Raw genomic sequence first — 15,613 nt, forward strand, 5'->3', positions numbered from 1 at the left:
GGCAGACCCCATTACCCGAGGCGGAATGCTGCCTGCTCATCGCGGCGGCGCTGCACTTCGCGGCGCTTGTTGACGATGGATGCGACGATGACGCCGGTGGTGACCAGCGCGATCAGGATCGTACAGATCGCATTGATTTCCGGTGTTACACCCCGCCGCATCTGGCTGTAGATTTTCATCGGCAAGGTGCTTGCGCTCGGGCCGGAGGCGAAGCTTGCGATCACCAGATCGTCGAGCGAAAGCGTGAAAGCCAGCATCCAGCCGGAAACCACGGCGGGGAGGATCACCGGCAACGTCACCTTCATGAAAGTCGTGACCGGCGGTGCGCCGAGGTCCATGGCCGCTTCCTCCAGCGAGCGATCGAAGCTCACCAGACGCGACTGCACGACGACTGCCACGAAACACATGGCAAAGGTGATATGGGCCAGGACAATCGTCCAGAAGCCGCGGTCGAAATTCATCGCCACGAACAACAGCAGTAGCGAAAGGCCGGTGATGACGTCCGGCATGACAAGCGGCGCATAGACCATGCCCGAAAACAGGATACGTCCGCGAAAACGCGTATAGCGCGTCAGCGCCAGCGCGGCGAGCGTGCCGAGCACGGTTGCGACGGTCGCTGAAAGAAACGCGATGCGCAGCGTTATCCATGCTGCCGCCATCAGCGATTCATTATTCAGAAGCCCCCGATACCATTTGGTGGAAAAGCCAGCCCAGACAGTCACCAATTGCGATTCATTAAACGAAAAGATCACAAGGATAACGATCGGCAGATACAGGAATGCAAAGCCGAGCACGACAGACGCAATATTGAAACGCGACCAATTGCTATTCATGGTCTATTTCCCCTTTTCCTGCGCACGTGCCTGAACTTGCTGGAATATGACGATCGGAATGATCAGGATGACCAGAAGGACGACCGCCACCGCAGAGGCCACGGCCCAGTCACGGTTGGAGAAGAATTCGTTCCAGATCGTCTTGCCTATCATGAGCGTTTCAGACCCGCCCAGCACGTCCGGGATCACAAATTCGCCGATGGCAGGAATGAACACCAGGAAGCAGCCCGCCAGCACACCCGCAAGCGACAGTGGGAAGGTAATTTTCCAGAAGGCGGAAAATGGTGTGCAGCCCAGATCCTGCGCCGCCTCGATCAGCGAATAGTCCATCTTTTCCAGCGACGAATAGATCGGGAGCACCATGAAAGGCAGATAGGAATAGACGATACCGATAAAGACCGCCGTATCCGTATTCAGAATAGTCAGCGGCGTATCGATAATATTGAGCCACATCAGAAACTGGTTGAGCAGTCCTTCCGGCTTCAAAATGCCGATCCACGCATAGACGCGGATCAGAAACGATGTCCAGAACGGCAGGATCACCATCATCAAAAGCGTCGGGCGGATCGTCGTCGGCGCACGCGCAATGCCGTAGGCCATCGGATAGGCCACCAGCAAAGTCAGGAAGGTTGAAATCGCCGCGATGCGGACACTCGACAGATAGGCCTTGTAATAAAGCGGATCGTCGAGCAGCCAGAGATAATTGTCGAAGGACAGCTGTTTGATCTTCGCCCAGTTCGCGGCAAGCCCCTCAGCGATCCCAAAGGTTGGAACATAAGGCGGGATCGACATCGCGACCTGCGACAGCGAGATCTTGAAGACGATGAAGAACGGGACGAGGAAGAATACCAGCAGCCAGAGATAAGGCACCGCGATGACGAGACGGCTGGCAATGGAAGCAATCAGCTTCTGCATGGGGCAATCCTCACGCTGTGAGCACCAGACCGGCGTCGGTATCGAAGGAAACCCAGACGCGCTCGTCATAGGTCAGCGGATTTTCGGTCCTGCGCACGGCATTGAGGCTCGCGGCCTTGATCGTGCGGCCATTGTCCAGCCGCACATGGAACACCGTCATGTCGCCGAAATAGGCGATATCCCAAAGCTCGCCTTCCACCGCGTTTATCGAAGCATCGTCCGGCTTTTCGCGCGTGATCCGCGTCTTTTCGGGACGCACCGCATACCAGACCTTCTGGCCCGGATTGAGTTCTTCGCGGGTTTCCGTCTGGATATGAAAGCCGAATTTTTCCGTGGCGATCTCAGCCTCGCCATTGGCGGCTTTCACCACCTCGCCCTCGATGATGTTCACATTGCCGATGAAGTCGGCCACGAATTTGGAGCGCGGCGCTTCATAGACTTCCGCAGGCGTCGCCACCTGCTTGATGCGCCCCTTGTCCATGACCGCGATGCGGTCGGCCATGGTCATCGCCTCTTCCTGATCGTGGGTGACGACCATGAAGGTCATGCCGAGCTTGACCTGCAGATCCATCAGCTCGAACTGGGTCTGCTCGCGCAGTTTTTTGTCCAGCGCACCAAGCGGTTCGTCCAGCAGCAGCACCTTCGGGCGCTTGGCGACAGAGCGGGCGAGCGCCACGCGCTGGCGCTGGCCGCCGGAAAGCTGATGCGGCTTGCGCTTGCCATATTGCTCAAGCTTCACGAGCTTCAGCATTTCGGCCACGCGCGCATCGATTTCCGATTTCGCCATGCCGTCCTGTTTCAGGCCGAAGGCGATATTCTTCTCGACCGTCATATGGGGGAACAGCGCATAGGACTGAAACATCATGTTGACCGGGCGCTTGTAGGGCGGAATGCCGCGCATGTCCTGACCGTCCAGCGTGATGCGGCCCGATGTCGGCTCCTCGAAGCCCGCCAGCATGCGCATCAGCGTGGTCTTGCCGCAGCCCGAAGCGCCAAGCAGCGCAAAAAACTCGCGATTGAAAACATTGAGCGACAGATCATCGACGGCGGTGAAGTCGCCGAAAATCTTCGTCACATTTTCAAAAGAAATGAAGGGCTTGGCCGCAGGGTCGTTCCAAGGCGCAAACTTGCGGCGAAAACTGCCAAAAGATTCCATTCCGTTCCCCTATAAGCCTGCCGGAACCTGCATGAATATGCTGTTACAAGATTGAAAGCGGCCCCCTGATAAACAGCGAGCCGCTCTTCACGATTTTACCGGGCCTGCCCTCGGCAGGGATTACTGGCCTGTGACGATCTTGGTCCAGGCGCGGGTCACCACGCGCTGGGTCTTGGTGTCGTAAGGCGTCGGCACGAAGAGTTTCTTCATGACTTCCTCGGTCGGATAGATTTCCGGATCGTCAAGGATTTCCTTTTCGATGAACTCCTGCGAAGCCTTGTTGCCGTTGGCATAGAACACATAGTTCGAAGCCTTGGCGGCCACTTCCGGGCGCATCATGTAGTTCATGAATTCAAGCGCTTCCGGCACATGCTTGGCGTCAGCCGGGATCGCCATCTGGTCGAACCACATCAGCGCGCCTTCCTTCGGGATCGAATAGCCGATCTCGACGCCCTGCTTTGCCTTTTCGGCACGGTCGCGGGCCTGGAAGATATCACCCGAATAGCCGACGGCCATGCAGATATCGCCATTGGCCAGTGCGTTGATATATTCCGACGAGTGGAACTTGCGGATGTTCGGGCGGATCTTGAGATAGAGATCCTGCGCCTTCTGCAAGTCGTCAGGCGATGGGGAATTCGGGTCGAGACCCAGATAGTTCAATGCCGGGCGCAGCATTTCGCTGGCGGAATCGAGCAGGTAGATGCCGCAATCCTTCAACTTGGCCGACTGTTCCGGATCGAAAAGAACGGCCCATGAATCGATGGTGTCGGTGCCGAGCGCTTCCTTGATCTTGGCCTTGTTGTAGCCGATGCCGGTCGTGCCCCACATGTAGTTCACGGAATATTCGTTGCCCGGATCGTAGGTTGCCGCGCGGGTCGAAATTTCGTCCCACATGTTCTTGAGGTTCGGCAGCTTGTCCTTGTCGAGCTTCAGGAACACGCCTGCGGGAATCTGACGGCCAAGGAATTCGCCCGATGGCACCACGAGGTCATAGCCGCTGCCGCCAGCCAGAAGCTTCGTTTCCAGAATTTCGTTGGAGTCGTAAACGTCGTAGACGACCTTGATCCCGGTTTCCTTGGTGAAGTCCTTGAGGATGGAGTCGTCGATATAATCCGACCAGTTATAGATATTGACCACCCGCTCCTGCGCGCTCGCGGAAAATGTGGCAGCTGCGACAAGGCCCGTCACGACGGTCGTTGCCAGAAGGAAGGATTTAATCCCCATCATTTGCTCCAATCTGCACAATAAATTCCGGTGCAGGTTCAAGGTGGATATACGGTTTCTTTATTGCACTTTTTTAGATTGCGCCGCGTTCGTCAACAGGGTCGTGACAGGACGAACATAAAAATTGCATCGCAGCCCCCGCCCCAACCCTAGGGCAAGGAGATTTGGGCTGTGCTGAGTCGAAAATGGTGGGGCTTGAGAACCGGAGCGGAGCGTACTTTTGGGTACATGAGCACCGGAAGCGAAAAGTCACGCCATTTGCAGGCCAGCAAAGCCGAAATATCGCGCCCCTACTGGAAGTCGAAGGCAGATAATCCCGCCACCATCTCGTCCAGCCCGAGCGGTCGGGTCAGCGGCGGCTCGGCGCGGGTGATGCAGCCCTGTCTTTCGCAGAGACGACAGGCGGAGCCGATCTCCGTATTGCCGGCCTTTGAAAGCGACGCGCCATAGACTGTGTCGGCGCCGGCTTCCAGCGCACAGCCAAGCAGCAGCGCGGTGCGGCGCGGACGCTCGCTGAATGCACCCTGCGGCCCTTCCAGAGTGCGGGCAATTGTCAGAAAGGCCGAGCCGTCCGGCAGTTCCACCGGCTCGACCAGCACCTGGCCTGCCTGGGCAAAAGCTGCATAGACCGGTAGCTTGGGACACTGCCCGCCGAACCGGGTCGGAAAACCTTCCGCACCCGCAACCCGCAGGCGGTTGCCCGCATGGTCGATTTCCATCACGAAGAAGGGCAGCGCACTCGCACCTTGACGCTGCAAACTGGTCAGCCGGTTTGCCGCCTGCTGGAACGAGACCCCGAAGCGCGTGCGCAGCACGTCAACATCATAACGGGCCCGCACGGCTGCATCGCGAAACTGGCGGTAGGGCATCATCAGGGCCTGCGCCGCATAACGCGCCAGCTCGAACCGCGCGATGCGCTTCGCCTCGCCCGATGACAGTTTCAAGCCTTCCGTTTCAGCACCAATCACCACGTGCATGCGGACAAGTGCTGCCTCCATGGCGATTTCCTGCAACTGATCGAAGGGCGACAGGCGCTCGGAAATGAAAAGCCGCTGCGAATGCCGGTCATAGCGCCTGCGCCAGTTCGGCATTGTGGCAACCGGCAGCGTGCGAACCGTGATGCCGTGCTCGCGGCGCAGCCAATCCTTCAAGGCGCTCGACAAATCGCCGTCCGGTTTAAGCAGGGTGTAGAAACTCTCTGCCTCCTCCTCGATGCGCGGATAATGATTGACCCGCCGCGCCATCACATCGCGCACTTCATCGAGCGGCAGACGTGTGGCGGAAAGTTCCGCCCCGCTCCCCTCATGCGACAGCAATTGCGAAAGGTCGGACAGGCGCTGCTGCTGCTCGCGATAGGCGCGGTAAAGCTTCATGATGCCGACGGCGGCATTGGGCGCCGCCTCGCCGATCTCCACTAGTTCCTGATCGCCCGGCAGTTCGCCGGTCAAAAGCGGATCGGAAAACACTTCCTTAAGGCCCGTGATCGTGGAGCCGCTTTCAGCCTGGAGACTGTCGAGGTCGAGCTTGTAGACACTGGCAAGCTTTAAAAGAAGTTGCACCGTCAGCGGGCGCTGGTTGCGCTCGATCAGGTTCAGATAGGACGGCGAAATGCCGAGCGCCTCAGCCATCGCCGTCTGGGTCAAACCGCGTTCATTACGGATGCGCCTGATGCGCGGCCCGGCAAATATCTTGCGCTCGCTCAACTCGACCCTCCCGATCTTTACAATTCATGACAACATAGATGCAAAGATTGATTTTGACAATATTTACAAATTTACATCGCTCGCCAGTCAAAACACCGACAGCATTACCTCAATTATGCGGCGGTTTTGTCGGTTTTTCTGGCGGCAAGCCAAACACGATTGTAAATCTGGTCACAGAAAGAGCGCAGGAAAATTGCTTTTCCCGAACCAATTCAAAGTGTGAGGAGACACCGAAATGACAGATTTTTACAGCCTTATTCCTTCGGCACCCAAGGGTCGCTTCGACGGCATCCAGCGTGCCCATACGGCCGAGGACGTAAAAAGGCTGCGCGGTTCGGTGGAGATCAAGTATTCGCTGGCTGAAATGGGCGCCAACCGTCTGTGGAAGCTGATCCACGAGGAAGATTTCGTCAATGCGCTCGGCGCGCTTTCCGGCAATCAGGCCATGCAGATGGTTCGCGCCGGTCTGAAGGCAATCTACCTCTCCGGCTGGCAGGTTGCAGCGGATGCGAACACGGCTTCGGCCATGTATCCCGACCAGTCGCTCTATCCGGCAAATGCCGCCCCTGAACTGGCCAAGCGCATCAACAAGACCTTGCAGCGCGCCGACCAGATCGAAACCGCCGAAGGCAAGGGACTTTCGGTCGACACCTGGTTCGCGCCCATCGTTGCAGATGCGGAAGCAGGCTTCGGCGGTCCGCTGAATGCATTCGAGATCATGAAGGCCTTCATCGAAGCAGGTGCGGCAGGCGTGCATTATGAAGACCAGCTAGCTTCGGAGAAGAAGTGCGGCCATCTTGGCGGCAAGGTCCTGATCCCGACGGCAGCGCATATCCGCAACCTCAACGCGGCGCGCCTTGCGGCAGACGTCATGGGAACGGCAACGCTTGTCATCGCCCGCACGGATGCGGAAGCCGCCAAGCTTCTGACCTCGGATATCGATGAGCGCGACCAGCCATTCGTCGATTACGATGCAGGCCGCACGGCGGAAGGCTTCTATCAGGTGAAGAACGGCATCGAGCCATGTATCGCCCGTGCGATTGCCTATGCGCCCTATTGCGATCTGATCTGGATGGAAACATCCAAGCCCGATCTCGAACAGGCCCGCCGCTTCGCCGAAGCCGTGCACAAGGCGCATCCGGGCAAGAAGCTCGCCTATAACTGCTCGCCGTCGTTCAACTGGAAGAAGAACCTCGACGACGCCACGATTGCCAAGTTCCAGCGCGAGCTGGGCGCGATGGGCTACAAGTTCCAGTTCATCACGCTGGCCGGTTTCCACCAGCTCAACTACGGCATGTTCGAACTGGCACGCGGTTACAAGGACCGGCAGATGGCAGCCTATTCCGAACTGCAGGAAGCGGAATTTGCAGCCGAAGCCAATGGCTACACCGCGACCAAGCACCAGCGCGAAGTCGGCACCGGCTATTTCGATGCCGTGTCGCTTGCAATCACCGGCGGCCAGTCTTCGACCACCGCCATGAAGGAATCGACTGAAACAGCACAGTTCAGACCGGCTGCGGAATAAAGCATTTCCAGCCAAAAGTGGGAACCGGTTTTGCGTTCGGAAATGCGCGAACAAACGGAATCCCAGTTATCAAACAGGAGGAACAGTTCCATGAATTCGCCAGCACGCGTCAAGGAAAGAGCAGAAGAACAATCGTCAAGCATGACCACGGATCAGCAGACCGTTATCCGTATGCTCGCCAACGATCTGCATCGCCTCAACTACACCGTCATGAAGGCGGTCGAGGCAGGCGTTTCCGTGGAACTGGTCCGCTCGGCCCGTCATCATGGCGGCGACGGCAACTGGGGCGATCTCTTGATCCCAGTCATCGTCACCCACGAGAAATGATGGCGCTCTCGACCATCGCCGTCGCCGCCATGTTCCTTCATTTCGTGTGCCTTCGGCAGCACGGGAGCGGCGACGGCAACTGGGGCGATCTCTTGATCCCGGTCATCGTCACCAACCAGCAATCATGATGCCTTGACCATTGCCGTCGCCGCCATGTTCCTTCATTTCGTGTGCCTTCGGCAGCACGGGAGCGGCGACGGTAACTGGGGAGACTTGCTCATCCCCGTCATCGTCACCCACGAGAAATGATGGCGCTCTCGACCATCGCCGTCGCTGCCATGCTCACCCATCTGGGTTTTGGCAGCGACACAATGTCCAAACGCGCGGTTGTCCGTAAAATTCGATGAAACGGACTTGATATACCACTCGCTTTATGGTCGGATTTCCTCAACTGACCTCCCCGGCTGGTCCTGCCAGTCGGGGCTTTTTTTGCCTCGGGCAATCGGGACGCGGCGGCAACCGCCAATACCGCAATCTGAATCTTGACCAAAAATTCACCGAACCCCGACAAAGCGGCGTCCCGTGCATTGACGCCGGTGCCTCATTGATGGTCCCTGCATCCCGGCCCCGGTTTCTGTTTTCGGGTCGCCTGTAGATGGTTGGGGCGGAAGCCGTAGCGCCTTGCCTCCAACCGCGGTTCGAACCGCCCCTTGCGGGGGCAAGGAATACGGAATTTTCATGTCTCTCCAATCTCTCATCGACAGCATCGCCACCAAGATCAACATCGATCCGCAGCTTGCCGAAAAGCTCGCCGGCTCGGTGTTTTCCGTGCTGCAGCACAGCGCGCCTGAAATCGGCAAGAAGATTTTCGCGCTCCTGCCGGATGCGCAGCAGCTCGCCAGCGCCCACGACGTGCTCGCCAACAGCGCCGGCGGCATCATGGGTGCGTTGTCGGGCCTGATGGATAATGTGGCGGGCGAAAAGATGAGCGCGCTTCTGAAAGCTGCGGCCACGCTTCGCTCCAGCGGCCTTTCCAGCGACCAGATCACCGAAGCAGGCGGACAGGTAATCAACTATGTGCGTGATCATGACCCGCAATTGATCGACCAGCTCGTGGCGAACGTGCCCGCGCTGAAGGGCCATTTCGGCCTCTGACACATGGATTTTCTTTTGTGTGCGCTTTCTGCGACGGCGCACACAAAAGCTTGGCCAACCCATTTGTCATTGCGGCCGGTCACAGCTATCATGCCGATATCGAAATCATTTTCTGGTGATGGATGTCTGCTGATACGACGGAAAAGAAGGTTACGCGCGCGCCGCGTCGCCGTACGCCTGCCTATGTCAAATCTCTTCGCGGTGTGAAGAACTGGAAGCAGGCAACCGAATGGCTCGCCTGGCGCGACATAGAAGACATCGAATGCATTACCCCCGATCAGGCGGGGGTTGCCCGCGGCAAGATGATGCCGTCGAAGAAATTCACCTCCAATACCTCGCTGGCATTGCCCTCCGCCGTCTTCATGACGACGATTTCCGGCGATTACCCGGAAGACGGCTACGGCTTCCACTATCCGGAAGATGACGGCGACCTCAAGCTGATGCCGGATCTTTCGACCCTTTCGGCTGTGCCGTGGGAGTCCGACCCGACGGCGCAGGTCATCTGCGATCTGGTCTATCAGGATGGGCGTGCGGTGGAATTCACCCCGCGCAACGTGCTGCGCAATGTGGTTGCCGCCTATAACAAGCGCGGATTGAAGCCCGTCGTTGCCCCGGAAATCGAGTTCTATCTGGTTCGCAAGAACCCCGATCCCGATTATCCGCTGACGCCGCCCGTCGGCCGTTCCGGCCGCGCCATTGGCGGTGGTCAGGGCTATTCGATTGCGGGCGTCAACGAATTCGACGAACTGATCGACGATATCTATCATTTCTCCGAAGGTCAGGGGCTGGAGATCGACACGCTGATCCACGAGGAAGGCGCAGGCCAGCTTGAAATCAACCTGCGCCATGGCGACCCGGTGGAACTGGCCGATCAGGTGTTCATGTTCAAGCGCACCATCCGCGAGGCGGCGCTGAAACACGACATGTATGCCACCTTCATGGCCAAGCCCATTCAGGGCCAGCCGGGATCGGCGATGCATATCCACCAGTCCATCGTGGACAAGAAGACCGGGCGCAACATCTTCACCAATGAGGATGGCAGCGAAAGCGAGGCTTTCCGCCATTTCATCGGCGGCATGCAGCGCCATGTGCCGAACGCGCTCGTCATGTTCGCGCCCTATGTGAACTCCTACCGCCGTCTGACGCCGGACGCTTCGGCACCGGTCAACGTCAAATGGGGTTATGACAACCGCACCACCGCTTTCCGCGTTCCGCGCTCCGACCCCAATGGACGGCGCGTGGAAAACCGCATCCCCTCCTCCGACGCCAACCCCTACCTTGCCCTTGCTGCGTCCCTCGCCTGCGGCCTGATCGGCCTTGTGAACAAGATCGAGGCGGAACAGCCTGCGACCACAAGCGTCAACACCAAGGAAATCGACCTGCCGCGCGGCCTCATCGACGCTGTGGAACTGTTCGAGGAAGACGCTGAACTGCGCAATCTGTTCGGCAGTTCCTTCATGACCACCTATGCCGCCATCAAGCGCGCCGAATTCGAAACCTTCATGGAAGTCATCAGCCCGTGGGAACGGGAGTTTCTGCTGCTCAATGTTTAAGGGAGTAAGGGAGTAAGGGAGTAAGCAGATATGCGGGGGCGTGGCTGTGGCAATCAATTCTTATCGCGATATACTTGCGTGGCAACAAGCAATGGAGCTCGTGACGGTCATATACAAATCGACTGACACCTGGCCGAAAGAGGAAATTCATGGCCTTATCGGCCAGATTCGGCGCGCTGCCGTTTCCGTGCCCGCCAATATTGCCGAAGGTTACGGACGCGACACGCGCGGTTCCTACCAGCAGTTTCTGCGTATTGCTCAAGGCTCCCTGAAAGAAGTCGAAACTCACTTGCTCATTGTTGAACGGTTGGGTTTCATCAGAAGCGAGAAAATGGAACCCATAATGGCCAAGAGTGAAAGTGTCGGAAAACTGCTACGGCTTCTGATCCGCAAATTATCGGAAACCTGACATACTCCCCTATTCCCTTATTCCCCTACTCCCTTAAACGGAATCGCCTATGCCCTACCAGTCCCCAATCTCGCCCGGCTATTCCTGGTACGAGGCGACCGTTCCGGACCGCCCGCAATATCCGGAGATGGATGGGTCGCGGCAGGCGGATGTCGTTGTCATCGGGGGCGGGTATACGGGGCTTTCGGCGGCTTATCATCTCGCAAGGCAGGGCGTGGACGTCACGCTGATCGACGGAGCGCGGTTCGGGGATGGGGCGTCGGGCCGCAATGGCGGGCAGTTCGGCACCGGCCAGCGCACATGGGCCGAAGACCTCGAAGCCCAATATGGCTTTGAACGCGCCAAGGCCCTCTTCGATTTGGCGGAGGAAGCCAAGGCCCATCTTCTCGCCTTTGCCGACCAACACGGGATCGACATGGAATATGTGCCCGGCCAGATTTCGGTCGTGCACAAGCCGCGTTATCTGAAATCGTATGAGCGTCATGTCGAGCTGATGACGAGCCGGTTCAACTATCCGCATCTGCGTCTGCTCGACCGTGGGGAAACGGCGAGCCTGCTCGGGTCCGAACGGTATCATGGCGGCGTCTATGATGCAGGGACCGGCCACATTCATCCGCTGAAACTGCTGGTCGGAACTGCAAAAGCGGCGCAGGCGGCAGGCGCAAAACTGTTCGAAGACACCAGAGCCACCAAAATCAGCACAGCGAGCGGGCGGGTCGAGGTCGAAACCGATCGCGGAACCATCGTCGCGAAAAACGCTTTCATCGCCGTCAATGCCTACGGTGGGGCCTATGGCGGGGTGCTGGAACCGGTCAGCACATCGCATGTCATGCCGATCCGCTCCTTCATCGGGGCGACAGTGCCGCTGGGCGATGACAGCCCTGTTATTCCGGGCGGGGAATCCATCGACGATTCCCGCTTCGTGGTGCGCTATTTCCGCCGCTCGAAGGACGGCAGGCTGCTTTTCGGCGGGCGCGAGGCCTATACAGCCGACAATCCGCGCGACATCAGCACCCATATACGCCGCCAGATCGCCGAGATTTATCCGGCGCTGGACAATGTCGAGATCACCCATGCATGGGGCGGTTCGGTCGGCATAACCATGCCGCGCCAGCCCTTCGTGCGCGAGGTCATGCCGGGCGTCATTTCAGCAGGCGGCTATTCCGGCCATGGCGTCATGCTCGCCAACTACATGGGCAAGCTTTATGCGGAAACCCTGGCAGGCAATCGCGACAGGCTGAAACTGTTCGAAGAACTGCGCATCCCCGCCTTCCCCGGCGGTCGCACTTTCCGCTCGCCGCTCCTGTTCCTTGCCCTGTCATGGTATGCGTTGATGGACAGGATCTAGGCCGGACTTCTTTCATGAAAAAGGCGAGGTGCAGTCGGCACCCCGCCATTCTTACCATCGTCCGGTGCTTCATGTTCTACGCTACGATTGCACCTGCCTTCGCGGCCAGACGCTGATAGGTTTCCTCAACCACGTCCCGCACAGGGAGAATGCCGCTCATGCACAACAGCGCATGGATGTGCTGGCGGGCACCTTCATAGCCCATCAGCGGCGCATAGGGCTGCATGATGATATTGGCTTCTTCCGGATATAATTCCTGATATTCGGCAAAATTGGTGAAACTCCTGTAGCTGTCGCCGCGCATCAGGTAGGTCTCCACGGCGGCCCCTTCCGCCAGCACGGCATCATGGCTGTCGAGAACGATGTTGTAATAGTCGATCGGCTTGTCCATCGACACGCGCGCGATGCTCTGGCCGTTGACCAGATCCTTGACGCGGATCAGCACGTCATCGATGAGCAGCGCGTGGTTGGGCGAAAGATAAAGGTCGCGCTGCGGTGTTTTCCCGTCGATGGCATGGCGCCTGACGCGGATCGGCATCACGCTCTCGTCCCATTGCATGCCGCCCTTTCTGTGGCTCTGCCAGCCGACCCACTTGATCGGGCGCGCGTCGCCACGGACCGTGGTCACAAGATCGCCGACAGACAATTCCTCTACCGCCACCGGGCCGCCGGGCGTTTCGATCAGCGTTCCTTTCAGGAGACAATTGGCGCCGGAGCCTCCGCCGCCACCGCCATGTCCGCCATGCCACCATTTCGTGCCCAGCGCCTGTGATGGACGGGAAGACACCGTTGCAGCAAACACGCCCAGCGCCGCAACCTTGGCGGCAGTGGCGGCTGTGAGGCCCAGAAAATGCCGTCGCGCACGACTGCGCGGCGAATGCCCGTTCTTGTCTGAAGACATGAATCCCTCCGCTCTTCTCGTTACGGCACCGGCCTGAAAATCAGCGTGGATTTCTAGCAAAGCACGATGCGCAGCTTCAAAATCCGAAGCGTCGTTCCGCGTTGCCCGGACCAGCGGCGCTTCGATGCTTTGCCCCAAGTTACGACTCCGATATTAGCCGATCCCGCCCCCGAAAAGATTCCTGCAATCAGGCCATAAGGCCTCTCGAATAGGTGTAGGTCCTACCGCTAAAGGTGAATTTTTCTGCCGTTGAGAGGCGTTGCCAGCGGTCATTCCTGCTGATCGAGGTTAAACGCTCTCCATGAAAGTGTGATTTGTAACGCGCGTGAAAATAGTATACCCCCCTATTCTAACAAGGGAGCGTTTCCATGAGCACGCATCACCATGCCGATCATTCCGGGCGTCATCCAGTCTCCGGACACGACCATGTCTTTCTGGGAGAAAACCACCGGCGCAATGAAAAGCGGACCTGGCTCGTTATCGCCATCACGGCGACGATGATGATCGTGGAGATCATCGCCGGAAACCTTTACGGCTCCATGGCGCTCACCGCCGACGGCTGGCATATGTCCACCCATGCGGCGGCGATGCTGATCGCGGCCCTCGCCTATGTTTATGCACGCAAACACGCGCATAATTCGCGGTTCACCTTCGGCACCGGCAAGCTCGGCGATCTGGCAGGCTTTGCCAGCGCCATCGTTCTGGCGCTGATCGCACTTCTGATCGGCTGGGAAAGCTTCTGGCGGTTCAGCGCACCGGTCAACATCGGCTTTCAGGAGGCCATTCTGGTCGCTGTCATAGGGCTGATTGTCAATCTCGTCTGCGCCTGGCTTCTTAGGGACGACCATTCGCACCACCATGGCCATCATCACCATGAACCGGGCCACGATCATCATCACGGTCATGACCAGAACCTGCGCGCCGCCTATATGCATGTGCTCGCCGACGCACTGACATCGGTGCTTGCCATCGCGGCGCTTCTGCTGGGCAGTCTTTATGGATGGCTTTGGCTTGACCCGGCGATCGGCATCGTCGGTGCGGTGGTGATCGCCCGCTGGTCGTGGGGGCTGATCAAGGACACCGGCTCGACCCTGCTCGACTACCTGCCCGATGGAGAAGACCTGCCGGACGAGATCGCCGAAATCATCAGCCGCGAGGGCGGGGAAATCGCCGACCTGCATGTCTGGCAGCTCGGGCCGGGCCATCACGGCGCCATCGTTTCCATCATCGCGGAGGAGCCGCGAGCGCCGTCCTATTACCGCAACAAGCTTGCTGCAATCCATGATTTGTCGCATGTGACGGTGGAGGTTGAACCGCGCACCGCGTGAATACCCGCAACATTGCCATGAAGGACCGAAGCGCCCATGACCCATACCATCCGCGAGAAGCAGAAGCTCATCAACCGCGTGCGCCGCATTCGTGGCCAGCTGGAGGGCGTGGAACGGATGCTCGAAGATGAGAAGGGCTGCGCGGAAATCATGCAGGTGATTGCGGGCGTTCGCGGCGCGGTCAACGGGCTGATGGCGGAAGTGATCGAAGACCATATTCTCATGCATGTGGCCGATGGCGCCCTTCCGCAAAAGGAGCGTGATGAAGGCGCAGGTGAACTTGTCGACGTGGTTCGCGCCTATCTGAAATAAACCACATGTTGACATGCGCCCGAAGCAGGAATAGCTAGACAGCATGAACAAAGCACGCATCAGCACCCGGTCTTATTACGCCCCGCGCACATAGCGGCGGGTTTGCTTTGTCATAGTTCAACCGCTGCATTGCCAGCGGTTGAGTTTCAAGGACAGCGCCTCTGGCCATGCGGCCCTTAAGAGGTCAGTCCATGTCTCGCGACAGAAATCAGCATACGAAAATCGGCATTATCGGCTTTGGTGCATTCGGGCAGCTTATCGCCCGTCACCTGAACCCGTATTTCCGGCTCTATGCTTACGATCCCGCCGCAGATCTGGAACAGACCGCACTTATGCACGGCGTTGCCCTGGCCTCCGTGGAGCAGGTTGCGGCCTGCGATATCGTCATCCTTGCAACGCCGGTTGCAACGCTCGAAAGCGTGGTGGATAAGATCGCTCCGCATCTTTGTCCGGGCGCGCTCGTTCTGGATGTCGGCTCGGTTAAGGTCGGGCCTGCCGACATCATGCGGCGTGGTCTTCCGGCGCATGTCGATATCGTCGCCACGCATCCGCTGTTCGGTCCGCAAAGCGCGCGCCACGGCATTGCCGGTCTGAAAATCGCCGTCTGCCCCGTGCGCGGCACGCGCTTCCACCGCGTTGCGGCCTTCCTGAAAAAGCATCTTTCCCTCAATGTCATCGTAACGACCCCGGAAGACCACGACCGCGAGGCGGCGATGGTTCAGGGCCTGACGCATCTTATCGCCCGGGTTCTGGTGCAGATGGAGCCATTGCCAACCCGCATGACGACGAAGAGCTTCGATCTTCTGATGCAGGCGGTCAGCATGGTGCGTCACGATGCGCCGGAAGTATTTCAGGCGATCGAACACGCCAACCCCTATGCTCCGCAGGTGCGAAGGCACTTCTTCGCACTGGCCGATCAGATCAATGAGGAACTGGCGCGCGTGCAGCCGATGGCTGCCAGAGAGGAGGCTGCATAATCGCATC

The 15,613-nt window shown here is 58.6% G+C and carries 16 protein-coding genes; 10 read left to right on the plus strand and 6 right to left on the minus strand.

The features are described from left to right. Window positions 1-11: 11 nt before the first annotated feature. From OINT_RS17730 to OINT_RS17750, 5 genes are all read right to left on the minus strand, one after another. Window positions 12-833 carry an ABC transporter permease gene (locus OINT_RS17730; protein ID WP_006469270.1) on the minus strand — a complete coding sequence of 274 codons (822 nt, stop codon included), beginning with the start codon at window positions 831-833 and terminating at the stop codon, window positions 12-14. Window positions 834-836: 3 nt separating this feature from the next. Beyond that, on the minus strand, window positions 837-1,748 hold the full coding sequence (locus OINT_RS17735; protein WP_021587384.1) for an ABC transporter permease subunit: 912 nt from the start codon (window positions 1,746-1,748) through the stop codon (window positions 837-839). Between the two features lie 10 nt (window positions 1,749-1,758). Further along, the gene (locus tag OINT_RS17740; RefSeq protein ID WP_006469272.1) at window positions 1,759-2,904 is read right to left on the minus strand and encodes an ABC transporter ATP-binding protein; all 1,146 of its coding nucleotides are present in this window, start codon (window positions 2,902-2,904) and stop codon (window positions 1,759-1,761) included. 120 nt (window positions 2,905-3,024) lie between these two features. After that, complete coding sequence (locus OINT_RS17745) at window positions 3,025-4,128, minus strand: polyamine ABC transporter substrate-binding protein (protein WP_006473054.1); 1,104 nt, start codon at window positions 4,126-4,128, stop codon at window positions 3,025-3,027. Window positions 4,129-4,418: 290 nt separating this feature from the next. Further along, window positions 4,419-5,831 (minus strand): helix-turn-helix domain-containing protein, encoded by a 1,413-nt coding sequence (locus OINT_RS17750; RefSeq protein ID WP_006469274.1) that lies wholly within the window; start codon window positions 5,829-5,831, stop codon window positions 4,419-4,421. A gap of 235 nt (window positions 5,832-6,066) precedes the next feature. Between OINT_RS17750 and aceA the strand changes: the two genes are divergently transcribed. The 7 genes from aceA (at window position 6,067) to OINT_RS17780 (ending at window position 12,088) form a co-directional block, all read left to right on the plus strand. Next, entirely contained in the window at window positions 6,067-7,356 is a 1,290-nt protein-coding gene (gene aceA, locus OINT_RS17755) for an isocitrate lyase (RefSeq protein ID WP_006469275.1), read from the plus strand. 90 nt (window positions 7,357-7,446) lie between these two features. Continuing rightward, a complete protein-coding gene (locus OINT_RS17760; protein WP_006473055.1) occupies window positions 7,447-7,683 on the plus strand; it encodes an SMc00767 family acetate metabolism repressor in 237 nt (78 codons plus the stop codon). Beyond that, window positions 7,683-7,811 carry a hypothetical protein gene (locus OINT_RS24320; RefSeq protein ID WP_021587385.1) on the plus strand — a complete coding sequence of 43 codons (129 nt, stop codon included), beginning with the start codon at window positions 7,683-7,685 and terminating at the stop codon, window positions 7,809-7,811. The genes OINT_RS17760 and OINT_RS24320 overlap by 1 nt, the downstream gene beginning before the upstream one ends. Window positions 7,812-8,361: 550 nt before the next feature. Continuing rightward, window positions 8,362-8,778, plus strand: coding sequence for a DUF2267 domain-containing protein (locus OINT_RS17765; protein WP_006473057.1), 417 nt, complete (start codon window positions 8,362-8,364; stop codon window positions 8,776-8,778). 122 nt (window positions 8,779-8,900) lie between these two features. Beyond that, entirely contained in the window at window positions 8,901-10,331 is a 1,431-nt protein-coding gene (locus OINT_RS17770) for a glutamine synthetase family protein (protein ID WP_006469280.1), read from the plus strand. A 46-nt stretch (window positions 10,332-10,377) separates the two neighbouring features. Beyond that, window positions 10,378-10,740: a four helix bundle protein gene (locus tag OINT_RS17775; RefSeq protein WP_006473058.1), complete on the plus strand. Its 363-nt coding sequence runs from the start codon at window positions 10,378-10,380 to the stop codon at window positions 10,738-10,740. Window positions 10,741-10,789: 49 nt separating this feature from the next. Continuing rightward, entirely contained in the window at window positions 10,790-12,088 is a 1,299-nt protein-coding gene (locus OINT_RS17780; RefSeq protein WP_006469282.1) for an NAD(P)/FAD-dependent oxidoreductase, read from the plus strand. A 76-nt stretch (window positions 12,089-12,164) separates the two neighbouring features. On the opposite strand, the gene OINT_RS17785 is transcribed toward OINT_RS17780, so the two are convergent. Continuing rightward, window positions 12,165-12,989, minus strand: coding sequence for a Hint domain-containing protein (locus OINT_RS17785; RefSeq protein ID WP_006473059.1), 825 nt, complete (start codon window positions 12,987-12,989; stop codon window positions 12,165-12,167). A 368-nt stretch (window positions 12,990-13,357) separates the two neighbouring features. Between OINT_RS17785 and dmeF the strand changes: the two genes are divergently transcribed. From dmeF to OINT_RS17800, 3 genes are all read left to right on the plus strand, one after another. Continuing rightward, window positions 13,358-14,317, plus strand: a complete 960-nt coding sequence (gene dmeF, locus OINT_RS17790) for a CDF family Co(II)/Ni(II) efflux transporter DmeF (RefSeq protein ID WP_006469284.1) — start codon at window positions 13,358-13,360, stop codon at window positions 14,315-14,317. 36 nt (window positions 14,318-14,353) lie between these two features. Continuing rightward, window positions 14,354-14,629, plus strand: coding sequence for a metal/formaldehyde-sensitive transcriptional repressor (locus tag OINT_RS17795; RefSeq protein ID WP_006469285.1), 276 nt, complete (start codon window positions 14,354-14,356; stop codon window positions 14,627-14,629). A 191-nt stretch (window positions 14,630-14,820) separates the two neighbouring features. Then, window positions 14,821-15,606: a prephenate dehydrogenase/arogenate dehydrogenase family protein gene (locus tag OINT_RS17800; RefSeq protein WP_006473060.1), complete on the plus strand. Its 786-nt coding sequence runs from the start codon at window positions 14,821-14,823 to the stop codon at window positions 15,604-15,606. Window positions 15,607-15,613 lie beyond the last annotated feature (7 nt).

This window comes from Brucella intermedia LMG 3301, from assembly GCF_000182645.1.
Lineage (GTDB): Bacteria > Pseudomonadota > Alphaproteobacteria > Rhizobiales > Rhizobiaceae > Brucella > Brucella intermedia.

Bases quoted from the DNA above. Each gene is read 5' to 3' on its own strand.
- OINT_RS17730 (WP_006469270.1), bottom strand. From the start codon at position 833: ATGAATAGCAATTGGTCGCGTTTCAATATTGCGTCTGTCGTGCTCGGC.
- OINT_RS17735 (WP_021587384.1), bottom strand. From the start codon at position 1,748: ATGCAGAAGCTGATTGCTTCCATTGCCAGCCGTCTCGTCATCGCGGTG.
- OINT_RS17740 (WP_006469272.1), bottom strand. From the start codon at position 2,904: ATGGAATCTTTTGGCAGTTTTCGCCGCAAGTTTGCGCCTTGGAACGAC.
- OINT_RS17745 (WP_006473054.1), bottom strand. From the start codon at position 4,128: ATGGGGATTAAATCCTTCCTTCTGGCAACGACCGTCGTGACGGGCCTT.
- aceA (WP_006469275.1), top strand. From the start codon at position 6,067: ATGACAGATTTTTACAGCCTTATTCCTTCGGCACCCAAGGGTCGCTTC.
- OINT_RS17760 (WP_006473055.1), top strand. From the start codon at position 7,447: ATGAATTCGCCAGCACGCGTCAAGGAAAGAGCAGAAGAACAATCGTCA.
- OINT_RS24320 (WP_021587385.1), top strand. From the start codon at position 7,683: ATGGCGCTCTCGACCATCGCCGTCGCCGCCATGTTCCTTCATTTCGTG.
- OINT_RS17765 (WP_006473057.1), top strand. From the start codon at position 8,362: ATGTCTCTCCAATCTCTCATCGACAGCATCGCCACCAAGATCAACATC.
- OINT_RS17770 (WP_006469280.1), top strand. From the start codon at position 8,901: ATGTCTGCTGATACGACGGAAAAGAAGGTTACGCGCGCGCCGCGTCGC.
- OINT_RS17780 (WP_006469282.1), top strand. From the start codon at position 10,790: ATGCCCTACCAGTCCCCAATCTCGCCCGGCTATTCCTGGTACGAGGCG.
- OINT_RS17785 (WP_006473059.1), bottom strand. From the start codon at position 12,989: ATGTCTTCAGACAAGAACGGGCATTCGCCGCGCAGTCGTGCGCGACGG.
- dmeF (WP_006469284.1), top strand. From the start codon at position 13,358: ATGAGCACGCATCACCATGCCGATCATTCCGGGCGTCATCCAGTCTCC.
- OINT_RS17795 (WP_006469285.1), top strand. From the start codon at position 14,354: ATGACCCATACCATCCGCGAGAAGCAGAAGCTCATCAACCGCGTGCGC.
- OINT_RS17800 (WP_006473060.1), top strand. From the start codon at position 14,821: ATGTCTCGCGACAGAAATCAGCATACGAAAATCGGCATTATCGGCTTT.